Here is a 25,635-nt window from a genome sequence, read left to right as displayed (position 1 = left end):
TTGGCCCTCTCGTGGGCTTGCCCCGAGATAGTTTACTTAAATTTTTTAACCCCGGCCATGACAGCTAAAGGCAAACTGTTCTCTTTAGGAACAATGGGACACGAATACTTTTTATTATAAGCACAATAAGGATTATACGCCTTGTTAAAATCGATCACAATCTCATCACCCTCAGGAACCCTTAAGTCTATATACCGTCCTCCTCCGTATGTAGTTCTTCCATTGGTCTGATCGGCAAAAGGGAGAAACAGATAATCTTTATATTCATCGGTCCTGAGCAACTCCATACTCTGATAAATATTTAAACTGTATGAAAGTCCGTTAACTTTAAAATAAGCTACGGCATATAGTTTTTCCTCCGTTTTCCTATCAGTGGTCGTAGGCATAAAAAATGATTCAGCATCCGGCGTAAAAACCAGTTTTGCAGTAACGGTATACGATGTATCAACTGGAAAAAAGTCCAGTCCTGAAAAACCACTTCTGTCCTTATCCGATAAGGGCGATGTTTCCGGATTATGGAATTCTTCGTTTAACTTTTTTTGAAACTCTCGGATATTACTTATAACATCCGATACTTCCGAAATCGCATCCGGCCTGTCCGTCACATTATGATACTTCTTATCAGACTTACATGCAGTAACCAAAACCATAAGTGTAATGAATATCGCTCTCATTTTTATTTTTTTCAAATTCAAATGTACAACGAATACATTTTTTATTTAGCTTTGTTCACATCAAAAGCATAAAAATGAAGATTTTTTCAACATATAAGCAAACTTGTGTATCTACGATATGGATATGTCGGTGCTGATCTGTGTTGAAAAAACTCATTATAAAAACATGAAAGCCCGGCAAAATTGCCGGGCTTTTTTTTATTTAACTCAAAAGAACTAAAGAACCATGAAAAAGATTTACCAGGGATACATATCCTCCTTTGAAGGTCTATCGAAAGAAGTTTGGTGGCTGGCCTTGATCACACTTATAAACAGGGCCGGAACCATGGTGATACCCTTTCTCTCCTTATATCTGACCAAAAGCCTGAATTTTACTCTGGGTGATGTCGGGTGGATTATGACAGCATTTGGGCTTGGCTCTGTAGTCGGCTCATGGCTGGGCGGGAAACTGACAGATACTATTGGCTATTACAAGGTCATGGCAGGCAGTCTTATTTTATCTAGTTTAATGTTTATTTCTTTGCAGTTCTATCAATCTTTCTGGAGTATCTGTTTCGGTGTGTTTTTAACCATACTGGTAGCAGATACGTTCAGGCCTGCCATATTTGTAGCATTGAATGCGTACAGCAAACCAAAAAACAAAACGCGATCCCTGACATTGATCCGTTTAGCTATCAACCTGGGGTTTTCTGTAGGACCGGCTGTTGGCGGGATTATTATAACCACTTTGGATTATTCAGGTCTATTCTGGATAGATGGGATTACCTGCTTTTTTGCCGGCCTGTTACTCCTGTATATCCTGAACCCTAAAAAGGCCAGAATCATTGATGAGGTTAAAACTGTAGACGATCCCCAATCTGCTTACAGCGATTTTCCTTACTGGATCTTTTTCTTTGCAATGGGCTTGTTTGGTTTTATTTTTTTACAATACTTTTCTACGGTTCCTATATTTTATGAAAAAGTACACGGCCTTTCAGAGTATGAAATAGGGCTGTTGCTCGGCATGAATGGGTTTGTTATATTTTTACTCGAAATGCCATTAGTGAAGTATTTTGAAACTAAGGGATGGTCTCATATCGCCAACATGCTATTCGGGGTTTTTCTGACAACCATCAGCATGCTCGTATTAAATATGGGCGAATGGGTCGGCATCCTTGTTTTTGGGATGCTGTTCATGACTATAGGTGAAATGATAGCTTTTCCTTTTTCAAATGCATTTGCCCTCAAAAGAGCAAAAAAGGGGAACGCCGGGGAGTATATGGCCCTGTATAGTATTGCCTTTTCTTTTTCCCATATTTTCGGGCATAACTCGGGCTTACAGCTAATAGAATCGTTCGGATTTGAAGTTACCTGGTACGTCATGACCGGACTTGGGATAGTGTGTTGTATGTTACTCTTCATCTTAAGAAAAAAGATCAGATCGGAAGAAGAGACAACAGCAGAAAAGGTCGTTAAGCTAAAATCACTTTAACACCCTTCTTCTACCAGATATAGGCCGGTTTTCGATTACGTTAGACAATATAATATGCGTTTTTGTCTCCCCGTATTGAATTACCCGGTCTATAAACTCTTCCAGATGTTGCTGATCATACAATATTACCTCCATAATAATATTTTCCACTCCGGTGATCCTGTAGCAATTAATAACTTCTTTATACCCCTTCACTACTTCAAGAAATGGTTTTAACCTCCCTGTAAACACTTTTAATGTAACGATTGCTTTCAACCTGTGCCCTGTGGTGGTATGTGTTATATCAGCCCTGTAACCTTTGATGATTCCCAAATCTTCCATCTTTTTTATTCGCTCCGCTACAGCCGGGGAAGAAAGCCCCACACGCCGGCCGATTTCTGCATTTGACAGCCTCGCATCCTCCTGAAGTAACATCAGGATGGACCAGTTTATATCATCCTTTATCATTTAAATATTTATATCATTTTTTATTTAAAAATTAAACATAATCTAATTTTAGACCTTCGAATTTAAGGATAAATACGATCAAAGCATAGTAATTTTGATAAAAACAAGGCACTTATGTCAGGTTACAACTCAAAAAGCATTACGCAGCAGGAAATATATAAAAAGGCCCTAAATATATTTGGTCTAAGCAGAGCTATTGCAAATTACATTGGCAATGACAAATCTATTTTACACCTGCATCATTCCTCAAAAAAAACAGATAATTATTCTGCCAGCCTGGTAATGGAATCTATGTCACTTTCGCAAAAAATTGTTAGGTCGTACACATCCGAAGGACATCAAAATAAAAGAAAACACCTGAGATCACTGGAAAAGGCCGTTCATAAATTAAATGCTTATTGCGAATACCTGGAGTACAACTACACTCAATCTAAAGACTACATCGGAATACTCAGGAAAGAGCTCCGTCTCTTCTCTAAAGAAAAATTTAAATGGGAAAAAGAACTCCTTAATCAATAATCAATACCTGGTCTTCAGATCGTATTTAGTTAAAAGATCATTATACTCCGTACTTATTCGTAACAGGGCTATCCCTTCTAAATTATCTAACTCTTTAATGTTCTTATAGCCGCTCTTCAAGAGATCTTCAAGATAATACAAGGCCATATCATATTTTCCCATCATCGTAGCGAACTGAACAGTTTTAAGGTAAGGAGCAGGCTCTTCGGGCAATAGGATTGTATATAGAATATTGACAAACAATAAATTTTGAGCATGTGTTTCAGGAATCAACTGTTTCTCATAAGCACCTGCCAGACCTGCCAACAAACCTCTCAATCTTTTTGCCATCTTTTTATTCTCCATTTTAGGACTGTTAGCCAGGTCATTGATTTTTTCAATTTCTTCAGACCAATAAGTAAGGTTACGGGTGTCTCCCAATTCGATATCTCCGGGTAAGAACGAGTAGTATTCATCCCGGTATAAAGATTCTGCCTGAACAATTCTCCTATACTCGCTCAATTGTGCTTTATACAGATTGCTTCTCTTTATTTCTTTTAATTTATCTTTAACAGGATCTACATCTTTAAAGAACCTAAAATTTTCGATCATGGTTTCAAAAGCATCATAACTATATAACAGATCTCCTTTTTTCAATAGCCGGTCCGCTTCTTCATAATCAACCTGATAATATCTTTCTAAAAGCACGTCGTCCCTCTTTTGCAACCCTTTAGCCATATATTTTACCGAAAGACTTCTCAGTGCCTTCGATATATATTCTTCCTCCGGCCACTCATGCCCGCCTTTAAACACAATAAGCTCAGTATCAAACTTCCGCATGTCAAGGTAGTTTACCCCTTCAAGCATTTCTATATAATTAAAGTCTTCATCTCCTATAACCCCGACATACATAAAGGTGTTTTTTACCGGCATATAACTACCACCCACGTCAAAAGAAGCTCCACAACCTATAACGGCCGATATATTCTTTGAAAGAACAGCCGATGCTGCTGCCAACCGTGCCGCCCCGGAAAACCCGGATAAAATGATCCGGTTGGGGTCAATCGAAAAATGGTCATTCACCTCATTCATCAACCTGCTTATATGCCTGAAGTTTGTCTGATAATCCCCATTTTTTGCAATATTGGAAGCAATCACAACATATCCGTAATCTTCCGCCCCCGAAATAAATCCCTTGATCGCTTCTGCTCCGGCTGCCTTGGGATCGAAAACATAAACCACAGGCCATTTTTTCCTTTCATCATAATTAGCCGGAACATACGAAGCATAAGTTTCCGTTGAAGAAGAAGTTATTTCAACAGCGTCCAGAACGCCCCCTTTTATATATTTAGAAGTCTGGGCTTCTGCACCAAAAAAGACTAACGCGCTGATAAAAAAAAGTACCTGTTTTTTCATGTAACCGGAATTTTCTGAATAAAATTACATCAAATATTATTCCATTGCACAAAATCTAGTGTATTTCTTACAAGATTTGGCTGTTTAAAAAAGGATATACAAAAAAGGGCTTGCCCGCCTCTTTTAATTATCGGGTACCAAGAAACCTTTTAAGTTGTTACGGACAAACAGTAGCAAAAGCCCTCCGAAACTGCCTTTTTCACTCATTCATTTTTTTTTGCGGCCCTACATATTCCTTCTGTACTGCCCTCCAACTTCAAATAAAGCCTTTGTTATTTGTCCAAGTGAACAAACCTTACTGGCTTCCATCAGTTCCTCAAAAATGTTCTTATTCTGAACGGCCGATTCCTGAACATTTTTCAAGGCTTTGGCAGCCATATCTCCCCTGGCTGCGTGCAAACCTTCCATCGTTTTTATCTGATGTTGTTTTTCTTTTTCTGTTGCCCTGATAACCTCTGCCGGTGTAACCGTAGGCGATCCTTTTGAACTCAAGAAAGTATTAACTCCGATAATCGGATACTCCCCGGTGTGCTTAAGCGTTTCATAGTACAAACTTTCCTCCTGAATTTTGGAACGTTGGTACATCGTTTCCATAGCCCCTAACACGCCTCCTCTTTCTGTTATCCTGTCAAATTCCGCCAATACAGCTTCTTCCACCAGGTCGGTAAGCTCTTCAATAATAAACGAACCCTGAATCGGATTTTCGTTCTTAGCCAGCCCCAACTCTTTATTAATGATCAGCTGTATCGCCATGGCCCTTCTAACCGATTCTTCCGTCGGGGTCGTTATAGCCTCATCGTAAGCATTGGTATGCAGCGAATTACAATTATCATAAATAGCGTACAGAGCCTGCAACGTGGTACGGATATCGTTAAAGTCTATTTCCTGTGCATGTAACGACCTTCCAGATGTCTGAATATGATACTTCAACATCTGGGCGCGTTCATTAGCTCCATATTTCAACTTTAAGGCCTTTGCCCATATTCTTCGGGCTACCCTTCCTATGACCGCATATTCCGGATCGATCCCGTTAGAGAAAAAGAACGACAGATTCGGGCCGAATTTATTAATATCCATCCCTCGGCTCAGATAATACTCTACATAGGTAAATCCGTTTGCTAATGTAAATGCCAATTGCGTTATCGGGTTAGCCCCGGCCTCGGCAATATGATATCCTGATATAGATACGGAGTAAAAATTTCGGACGTTTTGCTCTATAAAATATTCCTGGACATCCCCCATTAACCTTAAGGCAAATTCGGTAGAGAAGATACACGTATTTTGAGCCTGGTCTTCTTTAAGTATATCCGCCTGTACAGTTCCTCTGACCTTAGACAAGGTCTCGACTTTTATTTTATTATATACTTCTGGCGGTAAAACCTCATCGCCTGTTACCCCTAAAAGCATCAAACCAAGGCCATCATTCCCTTCCGGCAAGGCTCCGTTGTATTGAGGTCTTTCCAGATCCCTATCCTTATATATTGATTTTATCTTAGCTTCTGTTTCCTTTTCAAGCCCATTCGCTTTGATGTACTTTTCACAATTCTGGTCTATGGCTGCATTCATAAAGAACCCCAGCAACATCGGCGCAGGCCCGTTTATAGTCATACTTACCGATGTCAGCGGATCACTCAGGTCAAAACCCGAGTAAAGTTTCTTAGCATCATCCAAACAACATATCGAAACTCCTGAATTCCCTATCTTTCCATAAATATCAGGTCGCAGGCCCGGGTCATTACCGTAAAGCGTAACGGAATCGAAAGCCGTTGACAACCGCTTGGCAGGCATTCCTAAACTTACGTAGTGAAAACGACGGTTGGTCCGCTCCGGACTTCCTTCCCCGGCAAACATCCTTGTAGGATCTTCTCCGGTCCGCTTAAACGGGTACAAACCCGATGTATAAGGAAATTCACCAGGAACATTCTCCTGCATTACCCATTGCAGAATATCCCCCCAGGCAGAATACTTCGGGAGAGCTACTTTGGGAATTTGTGTATGCGAAAGCGATTCTGTATGTGTATCGATCTTAATTTCCTTACCCCTTACTTTAAACGAATATACCGGATCTTTGTACCTGTTCACTTTCTGGTTCCAGCCTGTAATCACTTCCCAATTATATGGGTCGAGATCCATTTTGGTTTTGTTGAACTGTGCTATCAACAGATTTATAAATCTCTGGTCAGTATCAGCAGATCTTTCTATAATAGCTTCTTCGTCCAACCCGTTCTTATGCAACAGTCCGGATATTTCTTTAGTATCCAAAACCGTGGCTATCGTCATAAAGACGCCGTAAAGTTTTTGCGCAACCGCTACCTGCATTCTTACGGCGCTATCGTAACTTCTGTTGCTTTCCGAAATCTCCGAGAGGTAACGTGTACGGTTTGGCGGAATCACAAATATCTTTTCGGACATTTCTTCAGATATCTCGAAAGAGGAAGTAAGATCAGCTTTTGTTTTTTCAACAATCTTATCCATTATAGCCCTGTAAAGCGTATTGGTACCCGGATCGTTAAACTGAGAAGCGATCGTACCGAAAACAGGCATGTCGTCTGCCTTGGCCTCCCATTGATTATGATTTCTCTGATACTGCTTTTTAACATCCCTGATAGCATCCAACGCACCTCTTTTATCAAACTTGTTGATTGCCACCAGATCGGCAAAATCAAGCATGTCTATTTTTTCAAGTTGTGTAGCCGCCCCAAATTCAGGAGTCATTACATAAAGCGATACATCGGAATGGTCTAATATTTCAGTATCGCTTTGCCCGATCCCTGATGTTTCCAAAATGATCAGATCGTATTTGGCTGCTTTTAATACCTCTACAGCTTCTGCCACATGTCTAGACAATGCCAGATTTGATTGCCGGGTAGCCAGGGAACGCATATAAACCCTGGGGTCATTGATCGCATTCATCCTGATCCGGTCGCCCAATAGCGCCCCTCCTGTTTTTCTTTTAGACGGGTCAACAGAAATTATTCCTATCGTCCTATCCGGAAAATCGAGTAAAAATCTCCTTACTAATTCGTCTACTAATGAAGACTTCCCTGCCCCTCCGGTACCGGTTATACCAAGAACCGGAATATTTACATCCTCATTTATTTTATGGATCTCATTTATGGTTTCCTTCGCTATATCCGGAAAGTTTTCTGCCGATGAAATTAATCGGGCTATGGATTTGATATCTTTTTCATCAAGCCTGTTGATCTCTCCGTTTAATTTATCTCCTATGGGATAATCTGCCTTTTCTATAAGATCATTAATCATTCCCTGCAAGCCCATTTCTCTACCATCATCAGGCGCATATATCCTTGTAATCCCATAATCCATCAGCTCTTTAATCTCTTCCGGAAGAATTACACCGCCTCCGCCTCCGAATATCTTAATATGTCCCGCTCCTTTTTCCCGGAGCAGGTCAAACATATATTTAAAATATTCATTATGGCCACCCTGATATGATGTCATTGCTATTGCATTGGCATCTTCCTGTATCGCTGTATTTACCACTTCTTCTACACTCCGGTCATGCCCAAGATGAATCACCTCTACACCAGTAGCCTGAATGATCCTTCGCATCACATTAATAGCAGCATCGTGCCCGTCAAAAAGTGAAGCAGCAGTTACAATCCGTATTTTATTCTTAGGTTGATATGGTTTTTTAGTGTGTGTCATTTGTTATAAAATATGTTTTAGAACGTTGCAATTTACGGAAATTGCAAAAAAACACCCCCTTATTTAAAATCTAGTTAACAATTACAGAAACGGACAGGTATAAAACAACATCAGAAACGTTACAGGGCGACCGAACTTTTTTATCCCCTTCTTAAACACCCTAAAAAGAGGCTCCGTTTGTGCTCCTGACAAAACTTAGATTTATCTATCTTTGACCCTCATTTTAAAAACTCTTAATTCTCATGAAAAAACTAATCGCTGTATTTTTACTTCTGACAACATATAGTTGTGCCGAACTGCAACAAGTAGTCAATCAACTTCCCGGCACCGGCTTGAGCAATGATCAAATTGCCCTTGGACTTAAGGAGGCTTTGAACCAGGGAATAGACAGACAGGTTTCCAGGCTTACTGAAAAAGACGGTTTTTTTAAAAATGAGCTGGTAAAGATCGTCCTTCCTGACGAACTGCAGAAAGTTGATAACACTTTACGTAAAATAGGATTGTCCGGCCTTGCCGACGAAGGATTAAAAGTATTAAACCGTGCCGCTGAAAATGCTGTGAAAGAGGCTACCCCTATTTTCGTTGATGCTGTAAAAGAAATGACTTTCAACGATGCTAAGAACATACTGCTGGGCGCTGACAACGCCGCTACCCTTTATCTCGAAAACAAAACAAGCAGCGAGTTATACGGTAAATTCAACCCCGTAATAAAAAGCTCTCTAGACAATGTTGGTGCTACTCAGATCTGGAGCAAGATCATCGACAAATACAACTCTCTTCCTTTAACCACCCCTGTTAACCCTGATCTTCCTGATTATGTAACCAATGAAGCTATGGATGGGGTTTTTACCATGATTGCTTTTGAAGAAAATAAAATCAGAAAAAATGTTTCTTCAAGATCAACAGCTGTACTGCAACAAGTATTTGCTTTACAAGATTAATCGGATTGTTTTTTATACAGACCGTCAAAGACAGTTTTCCAATCAAGACTGTCTTTGGAGGTCTCCCAATGCTGTCTTACCGTCCCATCCCTATTAAGTGTCCACGTTATCCTGTTTATCACACTACTTACATTATTTTTATCTGGCTTTGAACTCAATACCATTTCATTGCCCTGCCTATTTCCGGAAAGCTTAAGGACACCTCCCTTATTATCAAGCCATAATTGTTCCCACAGCCTGGTCTTTTCGTTGTAATAATTATAACTGGTTCCTGTAAAATTACTTTTATTACTCTCCCAGCTTTCCTGTAACACACATCCGGCTTGGATTTTTTCAATCTTATTTGTACCTATCAGTTCACCATCAGGATTATAAACATTCCAATGGCCTATCCAGAAATCAAATTGTCTGTTCTCATCTGCACAGCACTTACAATCATTTTGAGCAAAAAAGAGTGCCGGAAAGAGAACAACTGCAAAAAATATCAATATTTTTTTCATTTTCTCACAATAATAAAATAAAACTCCCGTTGCATATAATACCTGTATTTTCATACAGCTTTAACAGTATAAATATAATCGTTTTGTTTTTAAGTATTTTTAATACAGAACTAACGAATAATTAACATCGGCTTGGATTTTATACCGGATATTTGCAGAGTAAATAATTTGTTCTCACATTTATAATTATTTAGAGTTAGCTAGTTATGAAAAAAGGGCGCCTGGCGCCCTTTTTCTATGCTATTTTAGATCTCACTACGCAAATCTCTGAAATAACCAAATGCTTTTTTCAACCTCGATCCGTACCACGAGAAATACTCCCCATCAACCAGCATTACCTTGCTTTCTGGGAATGTTTTTTCCATCTCTGCCAAATGCTCTTCTTTAAAGGGATATGGCTCTGAAGAAAGAAAAATAATATCGGGGGTTTCAGCCTTTTTAAAATCTTCAATACTGATCTCAGGGTACCTCTCAAGGCCGGAGAACACATTCTGAAAATTGTTTACTTCAAGAAGATGATTTATGAATGTATTGCCTGCGGCAACCATCCACGGGTCTTTCCATATAAAATAACCCACTTTTAGCACCGGCTGTGATGACGCAAAAGAAAGAAAGTTATTGTATTCCTGCTCTATCTCTTCTACCAATCCGGCAGCCACTTCAATACGATCAAATATTTCTCCGTATTGCTTCATTAGTGCCAGACTATCTGAAACTGTATAAATATCTGATACGTGCACCGGAGCTATTTGCTCTAACCCCAGTACCATTTCTCTGGTATTTTCCTCCTTATTACAGCAAATTATATCCGGATCAAGAGCAGCTATTTTTTTTATCCGTATTTGTTTGGTCCCTCCGACTATCGTTTTTTTACTTTTTATATATGAGGGATGTACACAAAACCTTGTCAGCCCGACGATCTGGTTTGCAAGCCCCAGGTCACAAAGCAATTCTGTTTGAGACGGCACCAGAGAAACTATACGATCCGGGGTTCGCTCAAGCGAAATTGTCCTTCCGATCTGATCTTTAAATACCTGCATCGATCATAATATCCTGCATTTGCTTTTGAAGTCGTTCCGCTTCAGCTTTCGCTGCTTCAGCAAAATCACTCTCATTTGAAGCATAGATGATCCCTCTTGACGAATTCACCAATAGTCCAACATTGCCTGTCATTCCATATTTACAGACCTCTAACAAACTGCCTCCTTGCGCCCCTACACCGGGAACCAGCAAAAAACTGTCTGGGACTATACTTCGTATGTCAGCTAAATATTCAGCCTTGGTTGCCCCGACAACATACATTAAATTTTGACTGTTAACCCAGGTCTTAGATATTTCCAATACCTGTTTGTACAACTCCTTTCCATCTACTGTTTTTGTCTGAAAATCGAAAGCCCCTTCATTCGATGTTAATGCCAGCAATATGGTATGTTTTTCCTCAAAACCCAAAAAAGGCTCTACAGAATCCTTCCCCATATAAGGCGCCACTGTAATACTGTCAAAGTCAAGATCTTCAAAAAAAGCCTTTGCATACATCTTAGACGTATTGCCTATGTCGCCCCGCTTCGCATCAGCTATGGTAAATATTTCAGGATATTTTTCATTTATATAATCTATCGTCTTTTTTAAGGACTTCCACCCTTCGATCCCATAGGCTTCGAAAAATGCAATATTCGGCTTATAGGAAACAGCTACATGATGGGTGGCATCGACTATTGCTTTGTTGAATTCAAAAACAGGATCTTCTGCATTTAATAGATGCTGCGGGATCTTGGTAAGATCTGCATCCAGCCCTACACACAAAAATGATTTTTTACTCTTTATCTGTTTAACAAGTTGCTCTGTTGTCATTCAATCAATATTATAAAAAAACCTTGAAAATTATTCAAGGTTCTGTTTATTTAAAAAACGTCTGATTCTTTTAGTTTTTCTGTGTTTTCTACCAATTGCAGCTCATCGATAAACTTCTGTATATCCCCGTCCATAATATTAGAGAGGTCGTACAGTGTCAAACCGATTCGGTGATCGGTAACTCGTCCCTGCGGATAGTTATAAGTCCTGATCTTGGCACTTCTGTCTCCACTGGATACCATACTTTTACGTTTGGCGGAATCGGCCTCCATTTTCTTTTGAAGCTCACGCTCATACAATCTTGAACGTAAGACCTTCATTGCTTTTTCAAGGTTCTTATGCTGGGATTTTTCATCCTGACAACTAACGATAATCCCCGTTGGCTCGTGGTGAAGCTTAATTGCCGAATAGGTAGTATTCACACTCTGCCCTCCCGGCCCGGTTGATGTAGTTCTTTCAATCCGGACTTCACTCATATCGAGTTCCACATCAAACTCTTCGGCTTCCGGCAATACCATTACGGTTGCTGCACTGGTATGAACCCTCCCCTGGGTCTCCGTCTGCGGTACACGCTGTACACGATGCACCCCGGCCTCAAATTTGAGCGTTCCATACACATCTTCTCCATTGACCTCAAAGATCACTTCTTTAAACCCGCCTGATGTTCCTTCATTAAAATCGACTACATTTACACTCCATCCTTTATTCTGGCAATACTTGGTATATAATCTGTGAAGGTCTCCTGCAAAAATTGATGCCTCATCTCCTCCTGTTCCAGCACGAATTTCCACTACTGCATTTTTAGCATCTTCAGGATCTTTCGGAATGAGCATATATTTTACCTCTTCTTCCAGCTGAGGAAGTCTTTCTTTAGCTTCTTCCAATTGCATTTTCGCCATTTCCATCATCTCAGGATCACTGCCGTCTTCGATAATTTCATTAGCTTCTTCAATATTTCCGGTAAGCAAAATATATTCCTCACGCTTATCCGCTATCTCCTTAAGGTCTTTATATTCCTTATTCAGTTGAACATAACGCTTTTGATCGGCTATGATATCCGGCTGAATAATGAGATCCGAAACCTCATCAAACCGTTGTTTAACTATGTTTAATCTTTCTAACATAAAAGCAATTCTAAATGCGGTGCAAAAGTACGATATTTTTAGAAACTATATCACCCCGAAATTACACCATTTATTTCTCTTTAAGAATACAATAAATATGATCAAGCTAAAAAAATCCTCTCCGTAACCGGAGAGGATCACACATCTGATAAACACTTAAAACTTATCCACACTTTGAAGAACCACAATCTTTACATGTTAAACAACCTTCCTGGTATATCAAGTTCTTGCCTCCGCAATTGGCACATTTCTGCCCATTTATTTCGGTTCCGTCCGGCACATATCTTTTCAAGGCTCTTGCCACACCGTTCTTCCATGTATTAATCGACTCATTATCAAGCTGAAGACTATTAATCAGATCGACCACTTTCTCTATAGGCATACCATGCCTCAGTGTACTGGAAATCAGTTTTGCATAATTCCAAAACTCTGGGTCAAATTTTTGCGACAACCCTTCAATGGTCGTCTTGTACCCCCTTTTGTTCTGGTATTGGAAATCGTACCTGGAGTTCCCCTGATCGTCCTTGTTCTTTATAATCAAACCATCTTCAACCCATCTTGGAATATGAATACCATCTTCATCATCGGCCAATCCTGTAAATATCTCATAGGGTTTTTCATCAATAAGCCCCATGAACGCTATCCATTTTTCTTTATTATTCTGAAAACGTACTACATCAGCCTCCAATGTCTGCGGTCTTTTTGTCGGAAAATGAGTCAATGTATCTTGTTCGTCTTCCTTGTTCTCATCATTAGAGATCAATACCCCCGAACGGGATCCGTCTCTATAAACCGTTACCCCCTTACAGCCCGACTTCCAGGCTTCCAGGTAGAGCTTGCCCACCAATTCTTCAGAAACATCATTCGGCATATTGATCGTAACACTGATGGAATGGTCTACCCATTTCTGAACAGCTCCCTGCAGATGGACCTTATTCAGCCAATCCACATCATTAGAAGTCGCTTTATAATACGGCGATTTCTTTACAAGTTTGTTCAATTCTTCCTGGGTATAGTTCTTTTCCGTACTATGCCTGTTAACCTCCATCCATTGTTTAAACCGGTGATGGAATACGGTATACTCTTCCCAGGAGTCTCCGACCTCATCCACGAAATCCACACGAACATCTTTGTCGTTCGGATTTACTTTTCTCCTTCTTTTATATACAGGCAAAAATACCGGCTCTATTCCCGAAGACGTTTGGGTCATTAAACTTGTTGTGCCTGTCGGAGCTATTGTCAACAAGGCGATATTTCTTCTTCCGTACTCCAACATTTCATAATACAGCTTTTCATCAGCCTGCTTCAGGCGCAAAATAAACGGATTGTCTTTTTCTCTTTCGGCATCAAAAATACCGAATGCCCCGCGGTCCTTGGCCGTCATAACAGAAGCTCTATAAGCCTCGATGGCTATGGTTTTATGAACTTCCACAGAAAAATTTACCGCCTTATCGCTCCCGTACTGCAACCCGAGTGCAGCCAGCATATCACCTTCGGCCGTGATTCCTATTCCCGTTCTTCTTCCCTCTTTTGCTTTTGTCCGGATATTCATCCACAGATTTCGCTCAACAAGTTTCACCTCATCACTCTCCGGATCGGCATCAATTTTCGATAAAATAGCATCGATTTTCTCGAGCTCCAGATCAATAATATCATCCATAATCTGTTGAGCAAAAGCCACGTGTTTTTTAAACAGTTTAAAATCAAAGGAAGCTTTATTCGTAAACGGGTGCTTCACATATGAAAACAAATTAATTGCCAGCAAGCGACAAGAATCATAAGGACAAAGCGGTATTTCCCCGCATGGGTTTGTAGAGATCGTCTTGTACCCCAAATCTTCATAACAGTCCGGAACAGACTCCCTGATAATCGTATCCCAAAACAAGATTCCCGGCTCCGCTGATTTCCATGCATTATGTACTATTTTATCCCAAAGTACCTTCGCTTTAATATTGACGGTTACCTTCGGATCATCGCTATATACCGGAAACTTTTGCGTATAGATACCATCAGACTCTACTGCCTTCATAAATTTGTCGTCTATCCGGACTGACACATTTGCTCCGGTTACTTTCCCCTGCTCCATTTTGGCATCAATAAAGTCTTCAGCATCAGGATGGTTTATAGCCACGGACAACATCAAAGCACCTCGCCTGCCATCTTGCGCCACTTCACGCGTAGAGTTCGAAAAACGCTCCATAAAAGGGACCAGACCGGTAGATGTCAAAGCTGAATTTTTTACAGGCGAACCCTTCGGACGAATATGAGACAAATCGTGTCCTACACCCCCGCGGCGCTTCATCAATTGCACCTGTTCCTGATCAACCTTCATTATTCCTCCATAGGAATCCGACATTCCTTCATTACCAATTACAAAACAATTAGAAAGGGATGCTATCTGAAAAGGATTACCAATTCCTGCCATAGGACTGCCTTGTGGCACTATATATTTAAAATCCTTAATAAGCTGATAGACCTCGTCCTCTGACATCGGATTTGGATATTTCGATTCGATTCTTGCAATTTCCTTTGCAATTCTTCGATGCATTTCGTCCGGGGTTGATTCATAAATGTTCCCCTGTGAATCTTTTAAAGCATACTTATTGACCCAAACCCGGGCAGCCAGATCATCTCCTTTAAAATATTTTAACGAAGCCTGGTATGCTTCATCTTGAGAATAGGTGGTACCGGGCATAGCAGCCTTTGTTGTATTCATAGCAATAGGTTTTAGGTGAGACTAATTTGATTTACACACTATAAAAGTAAACAAAAAATAAAACCCAAACATGATAAATATCATAAAGTTTACAATAAAAATACATTAAAAAACTCATTATCAGATTTTTATAAAAATATGACATTAAAAAAGTTTACATTTTTTTTATTAAAATATTTTTTTTAATAGAAATAGATTAAAAAAAAGAGGACGTCCATTAAGGGGCTTATGTCATAAAGCCAAAGGCAACCGGATTGTTGAACGCAACCACGAACAGATACGGTTAAAGGCAAAGGCTAAAGAGCTGTTACTCTCCGAAGAAGGAATTGCCCACCGAAAACGTAGGTGTTGGGATGTGGAAGCTGTTTTTGGAAACATAAAACACAATATGGGCTTTAAGCGTTTTATGTTAAGGGGACTTGATAAAGTAACCACCGAAACAGGCTTAGTGGCCATGGCTCACAACCTTAGAAAAGCAGGCTTGAGTACGTAAGTCAACTTTATTTGCTTATTGACTGCATACTGCCTGCCGAATACTATCCTCTATTTTTAAATGAAACCTATTGGAGTGAAAATAAAAAGGCCGCCTGAATCTTTTTAGACGGCCTCTTCATAAAGGCTATATCATCGGAAACTAATACTCGAAAATACCATACTCACTTTTAATAGTCAGTTTTTTACTATCCGATGCTTCCACTCTCCCAACAATTTTTGCTTCAACCCCAAAAGATTCAGAGATATCAATAAGATTGCGGGCCACCGATTCTTTTACATACAACTCCATTCTGTGCCCACAGTTAAACACCTGATACATTTCTTTCCAGTCAGTTTTTGACTGTTCCTGTATCAATTTAAACAAAGGAGGCATTTCAAACATATTATCTTTAACAATATGCAGGTTATCTATAAAGTGAAGGATTTTAGTTTGTGCTCCACCACTACAATGGATCATTCCATGAATATCTTCAGCATCATATTCAGACAATATCTTTTTAATTATCGGAGCATAAGTCCGGGTCGGCGACAGAACCAATTTGCCTGCATCAACCGGACTACCCTTAACAGTATCAGTAAGCTTAACACCTCCTGAATAAACCAGATTCCCCGGCACAGCTGCATCAAAACTTTCAGGGTATTTTTCCGCCAAATACTTATGAAACACATCGTGTCTTGCCGATGTCAGACCATTCGACCCCATTCCTCCATTGTATTCCTTTTCGTATGAAGCTGTTCCGTATGAAGCCAGGCCAACGATCACATCTCCCTCTCTAATATTGGCGTTATCTATAACATCTTTTCGTTTCATCCTGGCAGTAACCGTTGAGTCCACTATAATTGTACGCACGAGATCTCCCACATCGGCCGTTTCCCCTCCTGTTGAATGAATCTCCACTCCATACCCCTTAAGCTCAGCTATCAACTCTTCCGTACCATTGATTATTGCCGAGATCACCTCTCCAGGGATTAAATTCTTATTCCTCCCAATCGTTGAAGAAAGCAAGATATTATCAACCGCACCCACACACAATAGATCATCAATATTCATTATTAAGGCATCCTGAGCAATTCCTTTCCACACAGAAACATCTCCCGTTTCCTTCCAATACAAGTATGCCAACGAACTTTTGGTACCGGCACCATCAGCATGCATGATCAAACAATAATCTTCATCTGCCGTTAAATAATCAGGAACTATTTTACAGAAAGCTTTAGGAAACAACCCTTTATCTACATTTTTAATCGCGTTGTGCACATCCTCTTTGGAAGCAGAAACTCCCCTTTGACTATATCTTTTACTTATTTCAGAACTCATAGTTGAATTGTTTGCACAAAAGTACGTATTAAAAAAAAGCACGCAAACAAAAGTTTACGTGCTTTCGGGAATTAATTCCCTTTTTTTGGTTAGGACGTTAAACATCCCTGACCACAATATTACATTGATTAATAGCACTCTAAAGATACTAAAACATCACCCACAACAACTATTAACCACTCCTTAATCGATAAAAAATTTAAAAAATCAGATATACAAACATTTTAGCCTCCTGACAGACCTCCACGAAGTATGCTCACAAGACATGTCGAATCCTGATTACCGGGTAAACAACATCTCCCTATATTTGGTTAATGGCCATAAATCATCATCCACCATCAATTCAAGTTTGTCGCAATGGTACCTGATCTTGTCAAAAAACGGCAACACCTTTTCACAATACGCATCAGCTTTGATCTGGGATTTCTCTAATTTATTTGCCTTCTTGCGTTCTTCGATCATAGCACTGACATTCGAATTGATCTCGGCTATATGGTGAGATATCTGCTCTATAAGGTCCATTTGCTCCGAAGCAAGCTTTTTGTATTCATTGCTAAAAATATCTTTCAAGCCCCTGACATTATCTATTAAAGTATTCTGATACCTGATAGCAATCGGAATCACATGGTTCCGGGCAATATCACCCAGCACACGACTTTCAATCTGCACTTTTAGTGTATACTCTTCCAGTTCGATTTCATGACGGGCGTCACACTCTATCTTATTCATCACCCCCATTTCTTCATAAAGTGCCATTGTTTTCTTACTCACCAAAGCCTTAAGTGCCTCGGGGGTTTTTCTATTGTTGCTCAAACCTCTTTTTCCAGCCTCTTTTTCCCATATCAAACTATACCCGTCTCCTTCAAACCGTATTTTCTTTGAAGCCTTGATATATTCTCTCAACACATTAAATATGGCCTCATCCTTTTTCAGGCTCTTTTTCGCGACCAGCACATCCACTTCTTTTTTAAACTCCACCAATTGTTTTGCCACAATAGTATTCAGCACCGTCATCGGGTTAGCGCAATTTGCTTTAGACCCCACAGCCCTAAACTCGAACTTATTACCTGTAAATGCAAAAGGAGACGTCCTGTTCCTGTCAGTGTTATCTAATAAAACATCCGGAATCTTACCCACAACATTAAGCTTAAGATCAGTTTTTTCCTGTGGCGACAACTTCCCCTTGGAAACATCCTCTAATTCATCCAGTACCTTTGTTAATTGTTCCCCGATAAAAACCGAAATAATAGCCGGAGGGGCTTCGTTCGCCCCTAACCTATGATCGTTCGTAGCCGAAGCTATGGATGCACGCAACAACTCCTCATGCTCATTAACCGCCTTTATCGTATTAATAAAAAAAGTAAGGAACTGCAGGTTCTTCATCGGGGTTGAACCCGGAGCCAATAAATTAACCCCCGTATTTGTTGACAGGGACCAGTTATTATGCTTACCCGATCCGTTAATACCGGCAAAAGGCTTTTCGTGAAACAATACTTTTAAGTTGTGTTTATCTGCCATTTTATCCATAATATCCATCAGCAAGGTATTATGGTCTACCGCAAGGTTCGCTTCTTCAAAAATCGGAGCTAACTCATACTGATTCGGAGCCACCTCATTATGCCGTGTTTTTACAGGAATCCCCAATTTCAAACACTCCATTTCCAATTCCCTCATATAGCTCATCACTCTTGTGGGTATAGATCCGAAATAATGATCATCCAATTGCTGTCCTTTAGCAGGAGAATGCCCCAAAAGGGTTCTTCCCGACAAAACTATGTCCGGCCTTGAATAAGCCAATGCCTTATCTATCAGGAAATACTCCTGTTCCCACCCCAGCGTAGCATTAACTTTCGTAACGTTTTTATCAAAATATTTAGCAACATTTGTCGCCGCCTGATCGACTGCCTGAAGCGCCCGAAGTAGCGGAGCCTTATAATCCAAAGCCTCGCCTGTATACGACACAAATACCGTTGGAACACACAAAGTAGTGCCGTATATAAAAGCAGGTGATGTCGGATCCCAAGCCGTATATCCTCTTGCCTCAAAAGTATTTCTTATACCTCCGCTCGGAAAGCTCGATGCATCGGGTTCTTGCTGCACCAATTGTCCGCCTCCGAATTTCTCGATAGCATGTCCGTCGCTTTGAGTCTCAAAAAAGGCATCATGCTTTTCTGCCGTAGCTCCGGTTAAAGGCTGAAACCAATGCGTATAGTGCGTAGCCCCTTTACTGGTAGCCCAGGCTTTCATTCCCGTTGCCACCTGATCTGCAATCTTCCTGTCTATCTTTTTCCCGTCTATAATGGCATCCATTACAGACTTAAAAGCCTCTTTGGTCATAAATTGGCGCATAGCCATCTCATTAAAAACATTCTGCTGAAACAGGTCAGAACGTTTTCCTTGTTCGGCAACTGAAACCGGTTTTCTGTTAAAGGTTTCTTTTATTGCCTCTAATCTGATGTTTGACATATTATATTAAGTTTTATTTCTTCGTTTAAAACCTACAATTAAAGCAGCAGTAAGTTACAATTTTTCAATCATTTAACATTATGCCTGTTAAAAAATATTCAAAATGACACAGTAAAAATATAAATAATCCAAATATACCCCTATAAAAAATGGGGTAATAACAAAAATATATGATTATTTAAAAAAACACCCCTCATTTTAAGAACACATAAAATACAAAAACTATATTTGCATCGTATTTAGTGTTCAATTTTAAACCGCCAAACTATGAGCAAAGCAAAACTCGAATACATTTGGTTGGATGGCTACTATCCAACGCAAAACATGAGAAGTAAAACAAAGATTGAAGAGAATTTTAGTGGAAAATTAGAAGATTGTCCTATTTGGTCTTTTGACGGATCGTCAACAAGACAAGCTGAGGGAGGAGATTCTGACTGCTTATTGAAGCCTGTTGCGATCTATCCTGATCCTGCAAGAAAAAACGGATTTCTTGTAATGGCCGAAGTTTTAAATGCCGATGGCACTCCTCATGAATCTAACGGTAGAGCCAAAATTAATGACGAGAACGATGATTTCTGGTTCGGTTTCGAACAAGAATATTTCATCATGGATACCAAAACAGAACTACCTTTGGGATTCCCTGTAGGTGGATATCCCGGCCCTCAAGGACTTTATTATTGCTCTGTAGGCGGCAAAAACACACATGGAAGAGACATTGTAGAAGAACATGCTGATCTGTGTATCGAAGCAGGGTTAAACTTTGAAGGTATCAACCAGGAAGTAGCTTGTGGACAGTGGGAATTCCAGGTTTTTGCCAAAGGCGCCAAGAATGCAGGAGATCAAATCTGGGTTGCACGTTATTTATTAGACAGATTAGCCGAAAAACACCAATATTATATCGAATACCACCCTAAACCGGTAAAAGGCGACTGGAACGGATCAGGTATGCACGCAAACTTCTCTAACACATTATTGAGAACATGTGGTTCTAAAGAGATCTATGATAAAGTATGTGAAGCATTTCGACCTGTTACCAAGGAGCATATTGAGGTTTATGGTGAATTCAACGACCAACGTTTGACAGGTCTCCACGAAACCGCCTCTATCAACGAGTTCAGTTATGGAGTTTCTGACAGGGGAGCTTCAATAAGAATCCCTATCATCACTGTAGAAAAAGGATACAAAGGATGGTTAGAAGACAGAAGACCTGCTTCAAATGCCGATCCATATAAAGTAGCCGGAAGAATTATTGAAACCGTAAACAGTGTTGAAGTAGAAGTTGCTACCGCCTAATACTTTTAACCAAAACAAAACGTTTATACAAAAAAATAGCCGGCTTGTTCAAGCCGGCTATTTTTATTTGGTTTTACAGTGAATGAGGAAAGCACTTAAGACAATCCCCGCTTTAATACCTGGCCAAATTCATACATGTCCTCAAAAGAACAATACAGTGGTACCGGTGCCAATCGTATTACATTCGGCTCTCTCCAATCTACCACGACTCCGTTTTTCATTAGGTACTCAAAAATGGAACGCCCCTCGCCATGCAGAAATACAGATAACTGGCACCCCCTTTCCTTCGGGGTCAGGATTTCAAAAGAAGCTTCAACTTCTTTATCCACCTCATTTAAAATAAACTCCAAATAGGCCGTAAGCACTTTACTTTTTTCTATCAACGCTTCCATACCCACTTCATCAAACATTTTCAACGAAGCCAAATAAGGAGCAAAAGATATTACAGACGGATTACTTAAATGCCATGCTTCTGCGTTCGGCATCGGTTCAAATGTTGGCTCCATTAAAAAACGACGTTCTTTATTATGCCCCCACCAGCCCTCAAAACGAGGAATATCTTTTCGTCCTAAATATTTTTCATTGATATAGATTCCTGATGCATTCCCGGGCCCTGAATTCATATACTTGTAACTACACCAAGCTGCAAAATCCACATCCCAGTCATGCAATTCCAACTTTATATTGCCGGCCGCATGTGCAAGATCCCAGCCCACGACCGCTCCGGCATTATGCCCTGCAGCAGTTATGGCCTTCATATCAAACACCTGTCCGTTATAGTAATTCACCCCCCCTATTAACACCAGAGCCAGCTCATCACCCACCTCCTCGATCATAGACAGGACATCTTCCGTTCTCCAGTAATTCTCGCCATCCCTTTTTCTCAGCTCTACAATAGCCTCCTTCGGGTCAAAACCATGAAATTTAACCTGGCTTGCCAACATGTACTGGTCAGACGGAAAGGCTTTCTCTTCACATATAATCTTAAACTTCTTTTTGTCAGGCCGATAAAATGAAACCATCAACAAATGGAGGTTGACCGTCAACGTATTCATCACGGTAACCTCTTCTGCCCTGGCTCCCACTACTCTTGCCAATGGTGCAGCAAGTCTCTCATGGTAATCCCACCATGGTTTTTCCGCATAAAAATGCCCTTCAACAGCAAGCTCAGCCCAATCTTCCATCACCTCGTCGACATACTTCCGGGCATTTTTTGGTTGCAAGCCCAAAGAGTTTCCGGTAAAATATATCACATCTTTATTATTGACTTTTGGAAATATGAACTCTTCCCGGTATTTAGAAAGCTTATCTTGTTCGTCTAAATTCCTTGCAAACGTTCTGGTATTTTCAAATTGCATCCTGATCCTTTTTTCCCCAAAAATAAACAATCAAAATTAAGTACATTTGTAAAAAACATTTAAGATGCATTTTATATCTGCCGAACTTGAAAATTATATTGCCGAACACTCTGAGAACGAGCCGAAACTATTGCAAGAACTGGATCGTGAAACACATTTGAAAGTCTTACAACCCAGAATGCTTAGCGGCCATTTTCAGGGCAGGGTATTAAGTATTTTATCTAAACTGATTTACCCTAAAAACATACTGGAAATCGGAACCTATACGGGCTACTCTGCCATATGCCTCGCCGAGGGACTCCAAAAAGGAGGAAAGCTTCATACTATTGACAATAATGAAGAGCTTTATGATCTTCAGCGCAGATATTTTGATAAAAGCGGGTATGGTGAACAAATTATCCAGCACCTTGGAAATGCCTTGGATATCATCCCGGGTATCGAACCTGATTTTGACCTGGTTTTTATTGATGCTGATAAAGAAAATTATACAAACTACTTCGACCTCGTTATTGATAAAATGAATCCGGGCGGTATTATCCTATCAGATAATGTGCTCTGGAGCGGTAAAATACTCAAAGAGACCAAACCTAACGACAAAAGCACCATCGCTTTAAAAGCATATAACAAAAAACTCAAAGAAGACCCAAGGGTTGAGACTGTGCTTTTACCCGTCCGGGACGGATTAACCTTGTGCAGAGTTATTTAAAAGTTTTTAATTTCAGCATCTTATACGCAATAGCTCCTAAGAATGTTCCGGTTACGGCACCTACAAAAATATCCAACGGATAATGCACCCCTACATATATCCTGCTGTAACTAAACAATACCGGCCAGAGATAAAACAGCAACACCCATCGACTCTTTCTAAACAAGACCGACACAAAATAAGTCGTCATTGCAAATGAATTAGCCGCATGCCCGGAGAAGAAACTAAAATTTGCAGGGGTTTGCAACGACCTGATTACCTTCTCCAGATCTGAATTATTAGGACGAAGCCTTCCCACTAAATTCTTGGTTGATTCGGTTAAAAGAAGTGTAAAAACCAAAAGAAAGATGGCATACCAAAAAATCCTGCCAACAGATTTTTTGTCATAGAACCTTACTATTAAAAAAACAAGATATATATATAATGGAATCCAGAAGTACACCTGGGTAACCGCAACCCAAAAAGCATCGTATTTATCTGTTCCGAGATTGTTAAGGAATAAAAACAACCGGATATCCAGATCTTTTAGCTTATCAAACACCATTATTACATCTGACGCTTGACAGATCCGGTCACCTCATCAATATCTTTTTTTACTTCCTCTATTTCCCTGGTAATATTCCCGGTAATCTCATCGGTATTAATCCCCTGCTTTTCAGCACTTCTCTGGATTTCAGCCTTTACTTCGTTCGTAGCATCTTTCAACTGACGCATACCTTTCCCCAACCCTCTGGCAATTTCCGGTATTTTATCAGCCCCAAAGACCATTACCACTATAAAGAGGATAAAAACGATTTCCGTTCCGCTTATAAAAAGAAACATCATAATTCTTTCTTATTCTATGCAAATATAGAGAACATTATGCGTCATACCTCAAATGAAATGTTATAATTTAACGGTTCCCGAAATAAAAAGCGAACAAAGCACGTATTCGCCTTATTCGCTTTTTAATAATTCTTTCTGACACAACTATATCAATGCATGCCGGGTCATGGATTCAGGCTGTTCAACACCGAGCAGTTTCAATACTGTTGGTGCGATATCACCTAAAACACCATCGTTTATCTTTTTAATATCTCCATCAACCAGAATAACCGGTACCGGATTCGTTGTATGTGCCGTATTTGGTGATCCATCAGGATTTATCATGGTATCACAATTTCCATGATCGGCTATCACTATGGAGGTATACCCGTTATCAGAAGCAGCCGTAATTACATCTCTTGCACATTCATCGACTACTTCACATGCTTTAATTGCCGCTTCCATCACGCCTGTATGGCCTACCATATCGGGATTAGCAAAATTGAGGCAAACAAAATCAACCTCCCCTTTTTCCAGTTCCGGAACAATTGCATCTCTAATATCATAAGCACTCATTTCGGGCTGCAAGTCGTAGGTAGCAACCTTTGGCGACGGACATAATATTCTTTTTTCCCCCTCAAAAGGTTCTTCTCTTCCCCCGTTGAAGAAAAAAGTAACATGGGGATATTTTTCAGTTTCCGCAATCCGTATCTGTTTTTTTCCCGCTTTTGACAATATCTCTCCCAAGGTTTCATTGATATTCTCCTTGTCATACACCACGTGAACTCCCTTAAAAGTTTCGTCATAATTCGTCATTGTAACATAATACAAATTCAACTTATGCATATTCTGTTCGTGAAAATCCCGCTGGGTGAGTGCTTGTGTCAGCTGGCGCCCCCTATCCGTCCTAAAATTAAACATCATAACCACATCACCTTCTTTGATCCTCGCTATAGGCCGATTATCGACATCCTGTATTACAACAGGCTTTATAAACTCATCTGTAACTCCGGCATCGTAACTTTCCTGTATTGCTTCCAATGCATTTTTATGCGGCGCCCCTTGTCCATTCACTATCAGGTCGTATGCCAATTTCACACGTTCCCAACGCTGGTCACGGTCCATCGCATAATACCTCCCGACAACCGATGCCAATCTGGCCTTGCTTTTTGTACAATACAACTGAACATCCTCTATAAACCCTTTTCCACTCTTTGGATCTACATCCCGACCATCTGTAAATGCGTGAACAAATACTTTTTCCAGGCCATAATCTTGTGCCGCGTCCAGAAGTCCTTTTAAGTGATTAATATGCGAATGCACACCTCCATCACTTACCAGCCCTAGAAAATGAACAGCTTTTTCATTCTCTTTTGCGTATTTAAAAGCCCTCTCCAGTTCTGCTTCTTTTGCCAACGCGTGGTTCTTAACAGCAAGATTTATCTTTGCCAAATCCTGATACACGATCCTTCCTGCCCCAAGATTCATATGCCCCACTTCACTATTCCCCATTTGCCCTTCGGGCAACCCTACATTCAGGCCATCCGTAAGCAGGTTAGCATCAGGATATCTGTCGTATAAAGAATCTATAAATGGTGTATTTGCATATTCAATGGCTGAAATTTTCGGGTCGGGTGACTTCCCCCAACCATCTAATATCATGAGTAAAACTTTCTTATTCATATGTAGTACTTATTATGATCCTCAAAGATACTATTATACCCCATAAATAAGAAGCTTTCTCCCTATTACATAACTTATCTTTTACTTTAGTTATATTCCTAACAACTGATCCTTGTTTTCAGGAACCGTTTGTTAAAATTATCATAAGTAGGTTAAACAATTGTTAAATGGAATTAAAAAGTGAAACAAGCTCTGGGTTCTGTCG

20 protein-coding genes and 1 pseudogene are annotated in these 25,635 nt (G+C 40.1%); 6 read left to right on the top strand and 15 right to left on the bottom strand.

Going from position 1 to position 25,635, the window contains the following annotated elements:
• Positions 1-32 precede the first annotated feature (32 nt).
• Positions 33-674 carry a DUF1684 domain-containing protein gene (locus tag MQE36_RS09730; RefSeq protein ID WP_242935787.1) on the bottom strand — a complete coding sequence of 214 codons (642 nt, stop codon included), beginning with the start codon at positions 672-674 and terminating at the stop codon, positions 33-35.
• A gap of 226 nt (positions 675-900) precedes the next feature.
• Between MQE36_RS09730 and MQE36_RS09725 the strand changes: the two genes are divergently transcribed.
• Positions 901-2,145, top strand: coding sequence for an MDR family MFS transporter (locus tag MQE36_RS09725; RefSeq protein ID WP_242935786.1), 1,245 nt, complete (start codon positions 901-903; stop codon positions 2,143-2,145).
• Here the strand turns inward: MQE36_RS09725 and MQE36_RS09720 are convergent.
• Complete coding sequence (locus MQE36_RS09720) at positions 2,137-2,592, bottom strand: Lrp/AsnC family transcriptional regulator (protein WP_242935785.1); 456 nt, start codon at positions 2,590-2,592, stop codon at positions 2,137-2,139. The genes MQE36_RS09725 and MQE36_RS09720 overlap by 9 nt on opposite strands.
• A gap of 114 nt (positions 2,593-2,706) precedes the next feature.
• Here MQE36_RS09720 and MQE36_RS09715 point away from each other — a divergent pair, with 114 nt between their 5' ends.
• A complete protein-coding gene (locus MQE36_RS09715) occupies positions 2,707-3,111 on the top strand; it encodes a hypothetical protein (RefSeq protein ID WP_242935784.1) in 405 nt (134 codons plus the stop codon).
• Here the strand turns inward: MQE36_RS09715 and MQE36_RS09710 are convergent, their stop codons facing one another.
• Both MQE36_RS09710 and MQE36_RS09705 read right to left on the bottom strand, forming a co-directional pair.
• The gene (locus tag MQE36_RS09710; RefSeq protein WP_242935783.1) at positions 3,112-4,506 is read right to left on the bottom strand and encodes an alpha/beta hydrolase family protein; all 1,395 of its coding nucleotides are present in this window, start codon (positions 4,504-4,506) and stop codon (positions 3,112-3,114) included.
• Between the two features lie 225 nt (positions 4,507-4,731).
• On the bottom strand, positions 4,732-8,175 hold the full coding sequence (locus MQE36_RS09705) for a methylmalonyl-CoA mutase family protein (protein ID WP_242935782.1): 3,444 nt from the start codon (positions 8,173-8,175) through the stop codon (positions 4,732-4,734).
• 242 nt (positions 8,176-8,417) lie between these two features.
• Here MQE36_RS09705 and MQE36_RS09700 point away from each other — a divergent pair, with 242 nt between their 5' ends.
• Complete coding sequence (locus MQE36_RS09700) at positions 8,418-9,116, top strand: DUF4197 domain-containing protein (protein WP_242935781.1); 699 nt, start codon at positions 8,418-8,420, stop codon at positions 9,114-9,116.
• Here MQE36_RS09700 and MQE36_RS09695 read toward each other — a convergent pair.
• The 5 genes from MQE36_RS09695 to MQE36_RS09675 all read right to left on the bottom strand — a co-directional run bounded on the left by MQE36_RS09695 (position 9,113) and on the right by MQE36_RS09675 (position 15,307).
• Positions 9,113-9,616, bottom strand: a complete 504-nt coding sequence (locus tag MQE36_RS09695; protein WP_242935780.1) for a hypothetical protein — start codon at positions 9,614-9,616, stop codon at positions 9,113-9,115. The two genes, MQE36_RS09700 and MQE36_RS09695, sit on opposite strands and share 4 nt — an antisense overlap.
• 245 nt (positions 9,617-9,861) lie before the next feature.
• Positions 9,862-10,656, bottom strand: coding sequence for an ABC transporter substrate-binding protein (locus MQE36_RS09690; RefSeq protein WP_242935779.1), 795 nt, complete (start codon positions 10,654-10,656; stop codon positions 9,862-9,864).
• The gene (pyrF, locus tag MQE36_RS09685) at positions 10,643-11,467 is read right to left on the bottom strand and encodes an orotidine-5'-phosphate decarboxylase (protein ID WP_242935778.1); all 825 of its coding nucleotides are present in this window, start codon (positions 11,465-11,467) and stop codon (positions 10,643-10,645) included. The genes MQE36_RS09690 and pyrF overlap by 14 nt, the downstream gene beginning before the upstream one ends.
• A 50-nt stretch (positions 11,468-11,517) precedes the next feature.
• Positions 11,518-12,591: a peptide chain release factor 1 gene (prfA, locus tag MQE36_RS09680; RefSeq protein ID WP_242935777.1), complete on the bottom strand. Its 1,074-nt coding sequence runs from the start codon at positions 12,589-12,591 to the stop codon at positions 11,518-11,520.
• A gap of 163 nt (positions 12,592-12,754) precedes the next feature.
• Positions 12,755-15,307: an adenosylcobalamin-dependent ribonucleoside-diphosphate reductase gene (locus tag MQE36_RS09675; protein ID WP_242935776.1), complete on the bottom strand. Its 2,553-nt coding sequence runs from the start codon at positions 15,305-15,307 to the stop codon at positions 12,755-12,757.
• A gap of 208 nt (positions 15,308-15,515) precedes the next feature.
• Between MQE36_RS09675 and MQE36_RS09670 the strand changes: the two are divergent.
• Positions 15,516-15,800: pseudogene (locus MQE36_RS09670) on the top strand (transposase); the annotation flags it as partial.
• 141 nt (positions 15,801-15,941) lie between these two features.
• Here MQE36_RS09670 and MQE36_RS09665 read toward each other — a convergent pair.
• Together MQE36_RS09665 and MQE36_RS09660 are read right to left on the bottom strand one after the other, a co-directional pair.
• Positions 15,942-17,120, bottom strand: coding sequence for an AIR synthase related protein (locus tag MQE36_RS09665; protein ID WP_242935775.1), 1,179 nt, complete (start codon positions 17,118-17,120; stop codon positions 15,942-15,944).
• Between the two features lie 279 nt (positions 17,121-17,399).
• Positions 17,400-19,586, bottom strand: a complete 2,187-nt coding sequence (locus MQE36_RS09660; RefSeq protein WP_242935774.1) for a glutamine synthetase III family protein — start codon at positions 19,584-19,586, stop codon at positions 17,400-17,402.
• Between the two features lie 267 nt (positions 19,587-19,853).
• Between MQE36_RS09660 and MQE36_RS09655 the strand changes: the two genes are divergently transcribed.
• Positions 19,854-20,879 (top strand): glutamine synthetase beta-grasp domain-containing protein, encoded by a 1,026-nt coding sequence (locus MQE36_RS09655; protein WP_242935773.1) that lies wholly within the window; start codon positions 19,854-19,856, stop codon positions 20,877-20,879.
• A 95-nt stretch (positions 20,880-20,974) separates the two neighbouring features.
• On the opposite strand, the gene kynU is transcribed toward MQE36_RS09655, so the two are convergent.
• Positions 20,975-22,237: a kynureninase gene (gene kynU, locus MQE36_RS09650; RefSeq protein ID WP_242935772.1), complete on the bottom strand. Its 1,263-nt coding sequence runs from the start codon at positions 22,235-22,237 to the stop codon at positions 20,975-20,977.
• Positions 22,238-22,301: 64 nt separating this feature from the next.
• Here kynU and MQE36_RS09645 point away from each other — a divergent pair, with 64 nt between their 5' ends.
• The gene (locus MQE36_RS09645; RefSeq protein ID WP_242935771.1) at positions 22,302-22,943 is read left to right on the top strand and encodes an O-methyltransferase; all 642 of its coding nucleotides are present in this window, start codon (positions 22,302-22,304) and stop codon (positions 22,941-22,943) included.
• Here MQE36_RS09645 and MQE36_RS09640 read toward each other — a convergent pair.
• From MQE36_RS09640 to gpmI, 3 genes are all read right to left on the bottom strand, one after another.
• Positions 22,936-23,487 carry a phosphatase PAP2 family protein gene (locus tag MQE36_RS09640; protein WP_242935770.1) on the bottom strand — a complete coding sequence of 184 codons (552 nt, stop codon included), beginning with the start codon at positions 23,485-23,487 and terminating at the stop codon, positions 22,936-22,938. The genes MQE36_RS09645 and MQE36_RS09640 overlap by 8 nt on opposite strands.
• 2 nt (positions 23,488-23,489) lie before the next feature.
• Complete coding sequence (locus MQE36_RS09635) at positions 23,490-23,768, bottom strand: Sec-independent protein translocase subunit TatA/TatB (RefSeq protein ID WP_242935769.1); 279 nt, start codon at positions 23,766-23,768, stop codon at positions 23,490-23,492.
• A 144-nt stretch (positions 23,769-23,912) separates the two neighbouring features.
• A complete protein-coding gene (gene gpmI, locus MQE36_RS09630; protein WP_242935768.1) occupies positions 23,913-25,430 on the bottom strand; it encodes a 2,3-bisphosphoglycerate-independent phosphoglycerate mutase in 1,518 nt (505 codons plus the stop codon).
• Positions 25,431-25,635: the final 205 nt, after the last annotated feature.

It is taken from the genome of Zhouia spongiae, from assembly GCF_022760175.1.
GTDB classification, from domain to species: domain Bacteria; phylum Bacteroidota; class Bacteroidia; order Flavobacteriales; family Flavobacteriaceae; genus Zhouia; species Zhouia spongiae.
This window is presented reverse-complemented; position numbering and strand designations above follow the sequence as displayed.

Bases quoted from the DNA above. Each gene is read 5' to 3' on its own strand.
- MQE36_RS09730 (WP_242935787.1), bottom strand. From the start codon at position 674: ATGAGAGCGATATTCATTACACTTATGGTTTTGGTTACTGCATGTAAG.
- MQE36_RS09725 (WP_242935786.1), top strand. From the start codon at position 901: ATGAAAAAGATTTACCAGGGATACATATCCTCCTTTGAAGGTCTATCG.
- MQE36_RS09720 (WP_242935785.1), bottom strand. From the start codon at position 2,592: ATGATAAAGGATGATATAAACTGGTCCATCCTGATGTTACTTCAGGAG.
- MQE36_RS09715 (WP_242935784.1), top strand. From the start codon at position 2,707: ATGTCAGGTTACAACTCAAAAAGCATTACGCAGCAGGAAATATATAAA.
- MQE36_RS09710 (WP_242935783.1), bottom strand. From the start codon at position 4,506: ATGAAAAAACAGGTACTTTTTTTTATCAGCGCGTTAGTCTTTTTTGGT.
- MQE36_RS09705 (WP_242935782.1), bottom strand. From the start codon at position 8,175: ATGACACACACTAAAAAACCATATCAACCTAAGAATAAAATACGGATT.
- MQE36_RS09700 (WP_242935781.1), top strand. From the start codon at position 8,418: ATGAAAAAACTAATCGCTGTATTTTTACTTCTGACAACATATAGTTGT.
- MQE36_RS09695 (WP_242935780.1), bottom strand. From the start codon at position 9,616: ATGAAAAAAATATTGATATTTTTTGCAGTTGTTCTCTTTCCGGCACTC.
- MQE36_RS09690 (WP_242935779.1), bottom strand. From the start codon at position 10,656: ATGCAGGTATTTAAAGATCAGATCGGAAGGACAATTTCGCTTGAGCGA.
- pyrF (WP_242935778.1), bottom strand. From the start codon at position 11,467: ATGACAACAGAGCAACTTGTTAAACAGATAAAGAGTAAAAAATCATTT.
- prfA (WP_242935777.1), bottom strand. From the start codon at position 12,591: ATGTTAGAAAGATTAAACATAGTTAAACAACGGTTTGATGAGGTTTCG.
- MQE36_RS09675 (WP_242935776.1), bottom strand. From the start codon at position 15,307: ATGAATACAACAAAGGCTGCTATGCCCGGTACCACCTATTCTCAAGAT.
- MQE36_RS09665 (WP_242935775.1), bottom strand. From the start codon at position 17,120: ATGAGTTCTGAAATAAGTAAAAGATATAGTCAAAGGGGAGTTTCTGCT.
- MQE36_RS09660 (WP_242935774.1), bottom strand. From the start codon at position 19,586: ATGTCAAACATCAGATTAGAGGCAATAAAAGAAACCTTTAACAGAAAA.
- MQE36_RS09655 (WP_242935773.1), top strand. From the start codon at position 19,854: ATGAGCAAAGCAAAACTCGAATACATTTGGTTGGATGGCTACTATCCA.
- kynU (WP_242935772.1), bottom strand. From the start codon at position 22,237: ATGCAATTTGAAAATACCAGAACGTTTGCAAGGAATTTAGACGAACAA.
- MQE36_RS09645 (WP_242935771.1), top strand. From the start codon at position 22,302: ATGCATTTTATATCTGCCGAACTTGAAAATTATATTGCCGAACACTCT.
- MQE36_RS09640 (WP_242935770.1), bottom strand. From the start codon at position 23,487: ATGGTGTTTGATAAGCTAAAAGATCTGGATATCCGGTTGTTTTTATTC.
- MQE36_RS09635 (WP_242935769.1), bottom strand. From the start codon at position 23,768: ATGATGTTTCTTTTTATAAGCGGAACGGAAATCGTTTTTATCCTCTTT.
- gpmI (WP_242935768.1), bottom strand. From the start codon at position 25,430: ATGAATAAGAAAGTTTTACTCATGATATTAGATGGTTGGGGGAAGTCA.